This window comes from Hoylesella buccalis ATCC 35310, assembly GCF_025151385.1.
GTDB classification, from domain to species: domain Bacteria; phylum Bacteroidota; class Bacteroidia; order Bacteroidales; family Bacteroidaceae; genus Prevotella; species Prevotella buccalis.
Window position 1 is genome coordinate 2,087,671 of record NZ_CP102287.1, and the last position, 12,925, is coordinate 2,100,595.

Below are 12,925 nucleotides of genomic sequence, written 5' to 3' on the forward strand. Positions count from 1 at the left end.
TTTTACCCGTCAGAACTGAAGTGCCCCCCAAAAAAATTGTATCCAACTTTTGGGGGTCACTTCAAACTTCGATAGGGATAATTTTCAATTTTGGGGACTTGTTAGACAGTCTCATTATCTGGTAGCAGTTTACACAGCACCGGATCGTTTTTGATACGCTCCAGTTCCTCCTGCACAATCTGCTTCACCTCTTCCTTGATGCGCCGGTAGTTCGCCTGCACCGTTTCCTTCATGCGGTCGTTGCCGTCCTCGTCCGTGAAGTTTGTAATGACGGGAATTTTCTTGTAGGCACTTTCTTCCCGTTTCACCTTTTCGGCATCCACCACAATCTCGCAATGAAAAATCTTCTGCTCGATACGCTCGTTGAAGTTGTCGGATACAGAACCGACAAACATTCCCTGCGTAAGCCCGGAAATCTTACTCGGTGGAATGAGCGCGTCCATCTGCGTGTTGATGGAGGTGGAAACATCCTGCCGGTTGATGGAGATGGACTGCCGTTTCTGCAACACCTTACCGAACCGCTCGGAGAGCGTCTTGGCTGTTTCCCCCACCACCTGACCGGAGAAAATATTGCCGACAGTGTTCATCACCACTTTCGCCTCTTTGTCCCCGTAGTCACGCACTAACTGGCTGAAATCCTGAAAGCCCAGACACACGGCAACCTTGTTGCTTCGGGCGGTAGCTATAAGATTGTCCAACCCTTTGAAGTATATTGTGGGCAACTCGTCGATGATGACCGATGACTTCAGCATCCCCTTCTTGTTGATGAGCTTCACGATACGGGAATTATACAGACCGAGTGCCGCACCGTAGATATTCTGACGGTCGGGATTGTTACCCACGCAGAGGATTTTCGGCTCTTCGGGATTGTTGATGTCCAGCGTAAACTCGCTGTCTGACATCACCCAGTAGAGCTGCGGTGAAATCATCCTCGAAAGCGGGATTTTTGCCGACGCTATCTGACCCATGAGCTGCTCCGCAGCCCCTCCAAGCCACGCATCCATGAACGGCGAAAGGTAGTTCTCCAGCTCCGGATAAGAGGTCAGTATCGGAAATATATCCTCGTAACGGCGGTTCAGAAACTCGATAGCATGGGGAAACGTGCAAAACTTCCCGTTCTGATAGATTTTGAGATACCAGATAATACTGGCAAACAGAATGATAGGTGACTCCACGAAGAAGTCGCCCTGCTTTTGCACCCACGTTTTATTGAGGTTGAGCATTATTGTGTAGGCACTCTCATAGGCATCCGTAATATCTTCCATAAAATCCGGGTGAATGGGATTGCACCGATGAGAGCGTCGCGGGTCGTCGAAGTTGATCACATAGAACTTCGGCTTTACCTTGTAGCCGTCCGGGTGGTTCAGCAAATGGTTGTAGGCAATAGTAGATAGGTCGGGATACTTGAAATCGTAGATGTATTGACTAAAGCCCTTTTCAATCTGTTGCTTGATAAAATTGTTTACCACGGCATAGGACTTGCCGCTGCCCGGCGTACCCAACACGATGGACGCACGGAAGGGATTAACTACATTGATCCAACCGTTGTTCCAGCGTTTCCTGTAATAGAAACGTGTCGGCAGATTGACCGAATACTCGCTTTCGATAAGCCTCGTTTCCTGCATGAAACTCTCGTTCTCGTTGTTGAAAACATCCTCCATCAAATTGTGTTTCAACAGGCGGCTCATCCACAGACCACCCATCAACAGGCAGACATAGCCCGTTCCAATGGTAAGGACATACAGTCCCGTCACCGCTTCAAGCGGCAGCGGCAGGGGCAGCAACCACCAGTTCAGGAAAAACAGCACGAACCCGACGGCAAATGCTGTCCAGATTCTCCCCCAAGTGATTTTCTCACCCTTGACACCCTTCGTACCCAGACAGGACAAGGCAAGCAAAAGGACGGAAAACAGCTTCGTGTAGAGAATGGAATGGAACAGCCCCGCCGTGCGGTCGAAGTTCAGAAGGATTTTGTCCACCACGCCGATGTTCACGCCCCACAGCCGGATGGCTTCGTAGCAGAACCAGTACACGTTCATGACCACTAAAATGATACTCACGGCACGCAGAAAATCCATGATTTTCGCCAATGCCCTCAAATCGTCTTCTTGTTGTGACATACATTGATTTTTTAATTGTTGATACTCTGATTACATACCCAAGCCCTTGCGTTTTTTCTTCTTTTTGCGCTTCATCGCCCGGATGAAAGCCTCTTCCTCGGCATCTACCGCCGGACCTTCGGGAGTGAGCAAGCCCATACCGCCCGATATATCTTCACTGTCGTAGGCGGTCTGCCCGTGTGCCTTGTCCGCAGCATCCACAGGGATGGATAGCGGTATCGGCGGTTGTCCGGCGTATGGCAGGGTGAAGTGTTCCTGCAAGGCATTCGCCGAAAGCTCCTTACCCATGCGCGAACCGTTCAGCACGCATCCCGTGCGGTGGTCGATGAAGGTAGCCCCATAGATGCGCCCTTCCTCTGTGTAGCGCAGTACGGTGTCGATGCCCTTCTCTTTGAGTTGGGATACAAATTTGTCCTTGTCATAAGTGCCTTGCAGCACGGAAAGGACGGTGCGTTTCGTCATGTCTGCCAGTTTCCTATCCTTGATTTCCGATTTGGAACGGACAAACTTCTTCTGTACGGCTTCATAGCCTGCGGACTTCCCGAAAAGCGAGGATTTGAACGGGTTGCCCACCTTGTTACCCTTGTCGTCCGTGACGGAATAGACCAGCCCGTGATACTCCCGTCCGCGCACGTTGCCCCTCGCTTCCTCCACCGTCATATTATATAAGGAAAGGAGCGCACGGTATTCGCCCATCGTCTGGAAACGGTACTGCCCATTCAGAGCCTTCACGGTGTTGCCTACCTGCTTCTTCACATCACCTGCCGATGCGGCCACCTTGCGCAACGGATTATCCAATCTCTGATTTTTACGTTCTGCCGGATGCAATCCGTACTTCTGTTCCAGTTCCCTGCGGATACGGTCGCTGCGGCGGTAGAGAAAATCCCGGTTGAGCCTTTTCCCGTTCTCGTCCACGTTGACCGTCACGATGTGCAGGTGGTGGCGGTCGATGTCCTCGTGCTTGAATACAAGATAAGGCTGGTTTCCGAAACCGAGTTTTTCCAGATACTCGCGGGCGATATTCTGCAACTCAATATCGGTCAGCACATCCTCCGGGTGCGGGTTGAGAGAGATATGCACCACCGGCTTCTCGATCTTCATCTGCGGTGGCAGGAAGGTGAGAAAACCCTCCATCGCCTTGCCTATGTCCACCGTTCCCGAACCGTCATTGTAGATGCGGTTGGTGGTGAGAAGCCGCCCCTGCGCCTCGTTAATCTTCTCCCCGTTGTAGGCAATCGCGCCGTACAACGAACTTCCTACACTGATTTTTGCGACCATTTTGCCTCCATTTCCCTTGAAAGTTCCACAATCCGGCGGCTCAGTTTCACGAGTTCGACGGTGTGTTGCTCTAATTTGTAGAGCAACGCCATCGCCTTTTTCTCTGAAAAATGCAGCCTCAGTTCCTTCACGACTTGGTTGTAATTCGTACCCACGGCACGGAATTGTGCATGAAAATCCGACAGTTTGGTGTAATAGTCCACCAACGTCTTGTCCACCTTCAGCACCTTGAACGGTTGCCCGAAGAAGTGCGCTTTGAGGAAAACAGACCGTGCATAGACACCCGATTTTCCGAACATGGCGAGGAAACGGTTGTGTTCCTCCTCGTTGAAACGGACGGTGTACCGGTACACCGCCGGATCAAGTTTGGGATTTCTCCCTGATTTGCTTTTCCTTTTCTCTTTCATATTACTTTGGATTTAGCGGATTGACGGCATAAGCCGCCGCTTCGGATTACAGCACCGCAGTTCTGAAAGGCTTCCCGACTTCGGAGGGAAAGCCCGCCCCCTGCAAGGGCAAGTGCTTTTCGTGGCTGCTCAAAATATTTTGAGCGGCTGAAAAGACATCTTGCTATGTTCAGGTGAACATAAAAATCCGTCAGGGGACGGATTGGGAAAATACCTTTCAGGACTCCGGGCCGCGCGTCATCGGCGAACCCTGCTGTCCGGGTGCAAAGTTACGCCCTTAAAGCGGTATCGGACAGATGCTTGACCCGGTCAATGACTGCCAACCGGCGCAACGTGCCGCCACTTGCCGGAGAAGTGATACAGGTTCCAAAATATACTTGTTTATTTGCAGCATGATTCAAGAAACGAACGATTTGAAGATATGATAAACGGAACATTCAAATACCCGGAAATCCGCTTCTTCGGATACTTGCCGAAACGGATACCCGAACCGTCGGAAACCCGGTTCTCCGACAATTCGGTGACGTATGGATTCAATGACTTCATGACGCAATGTCGTCAATCACCATTTGTCCGACGCACCGCTTCACCACAGAACCGGATACGCGACGACCCGCCTGCGTGTGTAGTCACGGAAGCGGATGGTGCGACAGCCAAATCCGTATGGAAACAGAAAAACAAATCATCAACAATTAAAATAAATGGAACTATGAGTAAGGAAATCTTCGTTGCATTCGCAACACAGAAAGGTGGCATCGGCAAATCCACTGTCACGGCACTTGCCGCCAGCTACCTGCACAACGTGAAAGGCTACAATGTCGCCGTCGTGGACTGCGACGACCCGCAGCACAGCATCCACGGGCTGCGCGAACACGAAATGGGGCTTATCGACAGCAGCACCTACTTCAAGGCTCTCGCTTGCGACCATTTCCGCCGGATCAAAAAGAACGCCTACACCATCGTCAAAAGCAATGCGGTGAACGCCCTCGACGATGCCGAGAGGATGATTGCCACTGAGGACGTGAAACCCGACGTGGTGTTCTTCGACATGCCCGGCACACTCCGAAGCAACGGCGTGATAAAGACGCTCTCGCAGATGGACTACATTTTCACTCCGCTGAGTGCCGACCGCTTTGTCGTGGAGAGTACCCTGAAATTCGTCACGATGTTCCGCGACAGGCTGATGACTACCGGACAGGCGAAAACAAAGGGGCTGCATCTGTTCTGGACGATGGTGGACGGCAGGGAGAGGAACGACTTGTACGGCATCTACGAGGAAGTGATAGCCGAAATGGGCTTTCCGGTACTTTCCACCCGCTTGCCCGACAGCAAGAAGTTCCGCCGTGACCTTTCGGAAGAGCGCAAGAGCGTTTTCCGCTCCACCATCTTCCCGATGGACACGGCACTGCTGAAAGGGAGTGGCATCCGGGAGTTTTCCGAAGAGATAAGCGACATCATCAGACCGCAGTGAGCATGGGCAGCAGGAAAGTGAACACGGAAGGCATCGACGAGGAACTGCTGTTAGCCTCCATCGGGCGGCGCACACAGGACGGGACACTGCGCCCCGCACAGGAAGTACCCGCAGCTGCACCGACCGAAGAGGACACCGCCGCACCGGAACCATCTCCTGTGCAACCCGTAACACGGGAAAAAGCGCAGAGGGAAAGTGGACGCCGGAAAAGGCAGGACGAGGACTACAACGAGCTATTCCTGCGCCGCAACGAGATAAAGACCCGCCAATGTGTCTATATCAGCCGTGACGTCCACGGCAAGATCCTCAGAATCGTGAACGACATCGCCGGAGGGGAAATCTCAGTAGGCGGATATGTGGATACCGTGCTGCGCCAGCATCTGGAACAGCACAAGGAGAGAATCAACGAACTGTACAAGAAACAACGTGAAGATCTGATTTGAAAATGGAAAAAGAAATGACACCGAATGAAAAAAGACCACAGCAAGACTGCGGAGGTATGTTTACCCAAGTGCAGGCGAGTGTGGAAATACTGTCGCCTGTCCCGGTAAGCGGCAAATGCAGTGAGAAGGACTATGAACGCCTGTTCATCCGCGACCCGGAAGTAAAGGCACGTGAGGGGAAGATGGCGTATGTGCGCCCGGAGTACCACGAGCGTATCATGCGTATCACCCGTGTAATCGGGCATGACCGGCTTACGCTGTCCGCTTACATCGACCATGTGCTGACGCACCACTTCAACCAGTGCGAAGATGCGATAAAGAGCCTTTATGCCCGAAATTACAATTCAGTATTCTAACCAAAAACGGAAGGATATGAATTACACAATCAGCATGACAGACATTCTGCTGGCGGTATCGGTCGGCTGCAACCTCTGGTTCCTGTTCCTGCTCCTTTACGAGCGCATCATGGACACGCGGATTGTCCGCTTCTTCAAGGGCATTGTCGGATTATGGCGGTCACTGGACGGGAATGAGGCTAAACGCATAGCGGCACACGAGGAAGTCCCTGCGGAAAAGGCGGACATCATCGGCAAGAGCCGTTTCAGGATGGCATCCACCCGGACAACCGCTGCCATACCGACGCAAGAAGCCGCCACTATTGAAAAAGGCATTGAGCTGTCGGAGGAAGAGGCTACTTTTGACGACGGAAAAACGGGAAACGCATCCCGCCCGGCACAAGTCCCGGAGGAAAAACTCGATGAGACCTTCACGAGCATACCGCCGGAGGAACTGGGATACGGGGACGACGAACCGGAAGAGGACGCCTCGGACACGCCACGGGCTTCGGGCAGCAGCTTTGACGAGATTGACGACGCCTGCAAGACCGCCAAAAACCCGGACGCGACACAGGCGGAACGTGAAAAGGCGGCTAAGGTGTTCACCGACATGGAGGGCACGGAGTTGTACGAGAAAATGATGGAAGGCTCTTCGGAGATAGGCATCCGCATCAAGGGGCTTATCGAGATTCGGCTGAAGAAATCTGAAAAGGAGTTCGTCGTGCCGGACAACATCGAGGAGTTCGACATTCGCAACTATGTATGACAACAATAAAAGAAATGAACATGAAAGAATGACATCAACCCACGCGGCGAGGAAACGCAAGGCGCATCCCCATCCGCAACGGACACGCCCACGTCCGTGGAAACAAACGGGCATCCACTAAAACCAAAGTAAAGAAACAAAGTATCAACCGCCCGACAAAGGACCATCCACCCTTTTGACGGCAAAAAACAAGAACAGTTTATGAACAAGAACATCTTGAAAAACAGAAAAGCAATCCTCTCCGCGGCACTTGTCATCGCCGCAACCGCCTCCGCTTTCGCGCAGGGAAACGGCATCGCGGGCATCAACGAAGCCACCTCTATGGTGAGTTCTTATTTCGACCCCGGAACTAAACTGATATACGCCATCGGTGCAGTCGTCGGGCTTATCGGGGGCGTAAAAGTGTACGGCAAGTTTTCATCGGGCGACCCCGACACCAGCAAGACAGCCGCCTCGTGGTTCGGCGCGTGCATCTTCCTGATTGTTGCCGCCACCATCCTGCGCTCATTCTTCCTTTAATAAATAATGTATGGCTGAATACCCAATCAACAAGGGTATCGGCCGTCCGGTAGAGTTCAAGGGCTTGAAGGCACAGTACCTCTTCATCTTCTGCGGAGGTCTGCTGGCTCTCTTCGTCCTGTTCGTCATCCTCTACATGGTCGGTATCGACCAGTGGATATGTATCGGCTTCGGCGCGGCATCGTCCTCCCTCCTTGTATGGCAGACCTTCGCGCTGAACGCCCGGTACGGTGAACACGGGCTGATGAAATTAGGAGCGGCACGGAGCCATCCCCGATACCTTATCAACCGGCGGCGGATAACCCGTCTGTTCAAACGACAACGAAAGGAAGAAAGACAATGAGGAATACATCGAAAATGACAACACTGGAAAACAGGTTCCCACTTTTAGCGGTGGAGCATGGCTGCATCATCTCAAAGGACGCCGACATCACGGTGGCTTTCGAGGTGGAACTACCGGAACTTTACACCGTGACGGGTGCGGAGTACGAGGCGATACACAGTTGCTGGTGCAAGGCTATCAAGGTGCTGCCGGACTACTCCGTCGTCCACAAACAGGACTGGTTCATCAAGGAACGCTACAAACCGGAGCTTCAGAAGGACGACATGAGCTTTTTAAGCCGCTCTTTCGAGCGTCACTTCAACGAGCGTCCGTACCTGAAACACACCTGCTACCTCTACCTGACCAAGACAACAAAGGAGCGTAACCGGATGCAGAGCAATTTCAGCACGCTGTGCCGGGGACATATCATCCCGAAGGAGCTGGACAGGGAAACCACGACCAAGTTCTTGGAAGCCTGCGAACAGTTCGAGCGCATCATGAACGACAGCGGGCTTGTCAGGCTGCGCCGCCTCTCCACCGATGAGATTGTGGGTACTGAGGGAAAGACGGGACTTATTGAACGCTACTTCTCGCTCATGCCGGAAGGTGACACCACCTTGCAGGACATCGAGCTTTCGGCAAGGGAGATGCGCATCGGCGACAACCGCCTGTGTCTGCACACCCTCTCCGACGCGGAAGACCTGCCGGGCAAGGTGGCTACCGACACCCGTTACGAGAAGCTCTCCACCGACCGGAGTGACTGCCGACTGTCATTCGCCTCCCCGGTGGGGCTTCTGCTCTCCTGCAACCATATCTACAACCAGTATGTGCTGATAGACAACAGTGAGGAAACCTTGCAGAAGTTCGAGAAGTCCGCCCGTAACATGCAGTCGCTATCTCGCTATTCAAGGAGCAACAGCATCAACCGCGAGTGGATAGACCAATACCTGAACGAAGCCCATTCCTACGGACTGACCTCGGTACGGGCACACTTCAACGTCATGGCGTGGAGCGACGATGCGGAGGAACTGAAGCATATCAAGAACGACGTGGGCAGCCAGTTGGCAAGCATGGAATGCGTGCCGCGCCACAACACCATCGACTGCCCGACACTCTACTGGGCGGCGATACCCGGCAATGCGGCGGACTTCCCGGCGGAAGAGAGTTTCCACACCTTCATCGAACAGGCGGTGTGCCTGTTCACAGAGGAAACCAACTACCGCAGCTCGCTCTCGCCCTTCGGCATCAAGATGGTGGACAGGCTCACGGGAAAACCGCTGCACCTTGACATCTCCGACCTGCCCATGAAGCGAGGTATCACGACCAACCGCAACAAGTTCGTGCTGGGTCCTTCGGGCAGCGGCAAGTCTTTCTTCATGAACCACCTCGTGCGCCAATATTATGAGCAAGGCGCACATGTGGTATTGGTGGACACGGGAAACTCCTATCAGGGCTTGTGCGGCATGATCCGACGCAAGACAGGCGGAGCGGACGGTGTGTATTTCACCTACACGGAAGATAAGCCCATCAGCTTCAACCCGTTCTACACCGACGATTACATCTTCGACGTGGAGAAGAAGGACAGCATCAAGACCCTGTTGCTGACGCTCTGGAAGTCGGAGGACGACAAGGTGACAAAGACGGAGAGCGGCGAGCTGGGCAGTGCCGTGAGTGCCTATATTGAGCGCATCCAATCCGACCGTAGCATCGTGCCGTCGTTCAACACCTTCTACGAGTATATGCGTGACGACTACCGCAAGGAACTGGCACAGCGTGACATCAAGGTGGAGAAGTCCGACTTCAACATCGACAACATGCTCACCACCATGCGGCAGTATTACCGGGGCGGGCGTTACGATTTCCTGCTCAACTCCACGGAGAACATCGACCTGCTCGGCAAGCGGTTCATCGTCTTCGAGATAGATTCGATTAAAGAAAACCGCGAACTGTTCCCCGTCGTGACCATCATCATCATGGAAGCCTTCATCAACAAGATGCGGCGGCTGAAAGGCGTGCGGAAACAGCTTATCGTGGAAGAGGCTTGGAAGGCCCTCTCATCGGCGAACATGGCTGAATATCTGCGCTATATGTATAAGACGGTCAGAAAATATTACGGCGAGGCAATCGTGGTGACGCAGGAGGTGGACGACATTATCAGTTCTCCGGTGGTCAAAGAGAGCATTATCAACAACTCGGATTGTAAAATCCTGCTTGACCAAAGGAAATATATGAACAAGTTCGACCAGATACAGGCGTTGCTCGGACTGACGGAAAAGGAGAAGTCGCAGATACTCTCCATCAACATGGCGAACAACCCTTCACGGCTCTACAAGGAGGTGTGGATAGGCTTGGGCGGCACGCAGTCGGCGGTCTATGCCACGGAGGTCAGCGCGGAAGAGTATCTGGCGTACACCACCGAGGAAACGGAAAAAGTGGAGGTTTACCGTCTGGCGGAGAAGCTGGGCGACGACATCGAAGCCGCCATCCGGCAGCTTGCCGAAAGGCGGAGAAACAAGGAATAACTAAAAAACAGAATGTATCAACCAAAAAAGAAAAACGCGTATGAATTTACCAAAAGTGAAAATGCTGCAAGTCAGCAAGTGCCTTATCGGATTGGCGGTCATGATGCTGCAATCCTGCGACGTGGCCGACAACCGCCGCGACATGCTGTGCGGGAACTGGGAGAGCGTGGAGGGAAAACCTGACGTGCTTATCTACAAGGAGGGCGAAGCCTACAAAGTGACGGTGTTCCGTCGTAGCGGTCTGCGCCGCAAGCTCAAGCCGGAAACCTATCTCTTGCAGGAGGAGAACGGCAACCTGTTCATGAACACCGGCTTCCGCATCGACGTGTCCTACAACGAGGCCACGGATGTGCTGACTTTCTCGCCAAACGGGGACTATGTGCGGGTGAAGCCGCAGCCGGGACATCCGACCGAAGAATAACAACCACTAAAATCCAAAGTAACATGAGAACAAGAATAACAATGATTATCTGCCTGTGCCTGCTTTTCGCGGGCAGGGCAAGCGCACAGTGGGTCGTAAGCGATCCGGGCAATCTAGCGCAGGGCATCATCAATGCCTCCAAAAACATCATCCATACCTCCAAGACCGCCACGAACATGGTGAGCAACTTTCAGGAGACGGTGAAAATCTATCAGCAGGGCAAGAAGTATTACGATGCCCTCAAATCGGTGAACAATCTGGTCAAGGACGCCCGCAAGGTGCAGCAGACCATCCTGATGGTGGGCGACATCACAGACATCTATGTGAACAGTTTCCAACGGATGCTCCGTGACGGGAATTTCAGACCCGAAGAGCTTTCCGCAATCGCTTTCGGCTACACGAAACTGCTGGAGGAAAGCAACGAAGTGTTGACGGAACTCAGGAACGTGGTGAACATCACCACGCTCTCCATGACCGACAAGGAGCGCATGGACGTGGTGGAACGCTGCCACTCGAAGATGAAGCGTTACCGCAACCTCGTGAGCTACTACACGAACAAGAACATCTCCGTGAGTTACCTGCGTGCGAAAAAGAAGAACGACCTCGACCGCATCATGGGGCTGTACGGGAACATGAACGAAAGATACTGGTAGCCTATGAAGTTCGACAACCTTCATCAGATTTTACGTTCACTTTATGAGCAGATGATGCCGCTGTGTGGGGACATGGCTGGTGTGGCGAAAGGCATCGCCGGGCTGGGTGCGCTGTTCTACGTCGCCTACCGGGTATGGCAGTCGCTGGCGAGAGCTGAACCGATAGACGTATTCCCGATGCTCCGTCCTTTTGCCATCGGTCTGTGCATCATGTTCTTCCCGACTGTGGTGCTGGGCACGATAAACAGCATCCTCTCACCCGTCGTACAGGGCACGGCAAAGATGCTGGAGGCGGAAACGCTGGACATGAACCGATACCGGGAGCAGAAGGACAAACTGGAATACGAGGCGATGGTACGCAACCCCGAAACCGCCTACCTCGTGTCCAACGAGGAATTTGACAAGCAACTGGAGGAACTCGGCTGGTCGCCCTCCGACATGGTGACGATGGCGGGAATGTATATCGACCGGGGAATGTACAACATGAAGAAGAGCATCCGCGACTTCTTCCGCGAGATACTCGAACTGCTGTTCCAAGCCGCCGCCCTCGTGATAGACACCGTCCGCACCTTCTTTCTCGTGGTGCTGGCGATTCTCGGTCCGATAGCCTTCGCCCTGTCGGTATGGGACGGTTTCCAAAACACGCTCACGCAGTGGATATGCCGCTATATACAGGTCTATCTGTGGCTACCGGTATCGGACATGTTCAGCACCATACTGGCGAAGATACAGGTTCTGATGCTGCAAAACGACATCGAGCGGATGCAGGCAGACCCGAACTTCTCGCTGGATTCGAGCGACGGGGTGTATATCGTATTCCTCTGCATCGGCATCATCGGCTACTTTACCATTCCCACCGTTGCGGGCTGGATTATCCAAGCCGGAGGCATGGGCGGTTACGGTCGCAACGTGAACCAGATGGCGGGACGAGCCGGAAGCATGGCGGGCAGCGTGGCGGGTGCAGCCGCAGGAAACGCAGTCGGACGTGTCGGCAAATTGCTGAAATAATCAATGTGCAATCATAAATTGGAAAATATAAATGGAATTCAAATCACTTAGAAACATCGAATCGTCGTTCAGGCAGATACGCCTGTTCGGTATCGTCTTCCTCTCGCTGTGCGCCGTGGTGACGGTGTGGAGCGTGTGGAACTCCTACCGTTTCGCAGAGAAGCAACGGGAGAAAATCTATGTGCTGGACAACGGCAAGAGCCTGATGCTCGCCTTGTCTCAGGATTTGTCGCAGAACCGCCCGGCGGAGGCACGGGAACATGTGCGCCGTTTCCACGAGATGTTCTTCACGCTATCACCTGAAAAAAGCGCGATTGAACACAACGTGAAACGTGCCTTGCTGCTGGCGGACAAGAGCGTGTACCACTATTATTCGGACTTCGCGGAGAAGGGGTACTACAACCGCATCATCGCCGGGAACATCAACCAAGTGCTGAAGGTGGACAGCGTGGTGTGCGACTTCAACGCCTATCCCTACCGTGCCGTGACCTACGCCACACAGAAAATCATCCGGCAGAGCAACGTCACCGAGCGCAGCCTCGTGACCACCTGCCGCCTGCTGAACGCATCGCGGTCGGATGACAACCCGAACGGTTTTACCATCGAGGGTTTCACCATCATTGAGAACAAGGATTTACAGACTATCAAACGGTAACAGGA

At 53.3% G+C, this 12,925-nt stretch carries 14 protein-coding genes; 11 read left to right on the forward strand and 3 right to left on the reverse strand.

The features are described 5' to 3' along the window. Positions 1 to 101 precede the first annotated feature (101 nt). Genes mobC through mobA form a run of 3 tightly spaced genes read right to left on the reverse strand, consistent with a single transcriptional unit; the run spans position 102 to position 3,805 of the window. Complete coding sequence (gene mobC / locus NQ518_RS08630) at positions 102 to 2,120, reverse strand: conjugal transfer protein MobC (RefSeq protein WP_004291482.1); 2,019 nt, start codon at positions 2,118 to 2,120, stop codon at positions 102 to 104. Between the two features lie 30 nt (positions 2,121 to 2,150). Next, entirely contained in the window at positions 2,151 to 3,398 is a 1,248-nt protein-coding gene (gene mobB, locus NQ518_RS08635) for a conjugal transfer protein MobB (RefSeq protein WP_004291483.1), read from the reverse strand. After that, on the reverse strand, positions 3,377 to 3,805 hold the full coding sequence (mobA, locus tag NQ518_RS08640) for a conjugal transfer protein MobA (RefSeq protein WP_004291488.1): 429 nt from the start codon (positions 3,803 to 3,805) through the stop codon (positions 3,377 to 3,379). The genes mobB and mobA overlap by 22 nt, the downstream gene beginning before the upstream one ends. A 421-nt stretch (positions 3,806 to 4,226) precedes the next feature. On the opposite strand from mobA, the gene NQ518_RS08645 reads away from it, so the two are divergent. The 11 genes from NQ518_RS08645 to traK all read left to right on the forward strand — a co-directional run bounded on the left by NQ518_RS08645 (position 4,227) and on the right by traK (position 12,920). Then, positions 4,227 to 5,276, forward strand: coding sequence for a ParA family protein (locus NQ518_RS08645; protein ID WP_004291492.1), 1,050 nt, complete (start codon positions 4,227 to 4,229; stop codon positions 5,274 to 5,276). Between the two features lie 2 nt (positions 5,277 to 5,278). After that, entirely contained in the window at positions 5,279 to 5,719 is a 441-nt protein-coding gene (locus NQ518_RS08650; protein WP_004291503.1) for a DUF3408 domain-containing protein, read from the forward strand. A gap of 2 nt (positions 5,720 to 5,721) precedes the next feature. Further along, positions 5,722 to 6,075 carry a DUF3408 domain-containing protein gene (locus NQ518_RS08655; protein WP_004291505.1) on the forward strand — a complete coding sequence of 118 codons (354 nt, stop codon included), beginning with the start codon at positions 5,722 to 5,724 and terminating at the stop codon, positions 6,073 to 6,075. A gap of 16 nt (positions 6,076 to 6,091) precedes the next feature. After that, positions 6,092 to 6,820 carry a hypothetical protein gene (locus NQ518_RS08660; protein WP_004304280.1) on the forward strand — a complete coding sequence of 243 codons (729 nt, stop codon included), beginning with the start codon at positions 6,092 to 6,094 and terminating at the stop codon, positions 6,818 to 6,820. Between the two features lie 201 nt (positions 6,821 to 7,021). After that, on the forward strand, positions 7,022 to 7,339 hold the full coding sequence (locus NQ518_RS08665) for a DUF4134 domain-containing protein (RefSeq protein ID WP_002560983.1): 318 nt from the start codon (positions 7,022 to 7,024) through the stop codon (positions 7,337 to 7,339). 10 nt (positions 7,340 to 7,349) lie between these two features. Further along, the gene (locus tag NQ518_RS08670) at positions 7,350 to 7,682 is read left to right on the forward strand and encodes a DUF4133 domain-containing protein (RefSeq protein WP_004291514.1); all 333 of its coding nucleotides are present in this window, start codon (positions 7,350 to 7,352) and stop codon (positions 7,680 to 7,682) included. Next, positions 7,679 to 10,183, forward strand: a complete 2,505-nt coding sequence (locus NQ518_RS08675; protein WP_004291515.1) for a TraG family conjugative transposon ATPase — start codon at positions 7,679 to 7,681, stop codon at positions 10,181 to 10,183. The genes NQ518_RS08670 and NQ518_RS08675 overlap by 4 nt, the downstream gene beginning before the upstream one ends. Before the next feature lie 40 nt (positions 10,184 to 10,223). Next, complete coding sequence (locus NQ518_RS08680; RefSeq protein WP_004291516.1) at positions 10,224 to 10,604, forward strand: DUF3876 domain-containing protein; 381 nt, start codon at positions 10,224 to 10,226, stop codon at positions 10,602 to 10,604. 23 nt (positions 10,605 to 10,627) lie between these two features. After that, positions 10,628 to 11,257, forward strand: coding sequence for a DUF4141 domain-containing protein (locus NQ518_RS08685; protein ID WP_004304283.1), 630 nt, complete (start codon positions 10,628 to 10,630; stop codon positions 11,255 to 11,257). A gap of 3 nt (positions 11,258 to 11,260) precedes the next feature. After that, a complete protein-coding gene (gene traJ, locus NQ518_RS08690; protein ID WP_004291518.1) occupies positions 11,261 to 12,265 on the forward strand; it encodes a conjugative transposon protein TraJ in 1,005 nt (334 codons plus the stop codon). 31 nt (positions 12,266 to 12,296) lie between these two features. Further along, the gene (gene traK / locus NQ518_RS08695; RefSeq protein ID WP_004291519.1) at positions 12,297 to 12,920 is read left to right on the forward strand and encodes a conjugative transposon protein TraK; all 624 of its coding nucleotides are present in this window, start codon (positions 12,297 to 12,299) and stop codon (positions 12,918 to 12,920) included. Positions 12,921 to 12,925 lie beyond the last annotated feature (5 nt).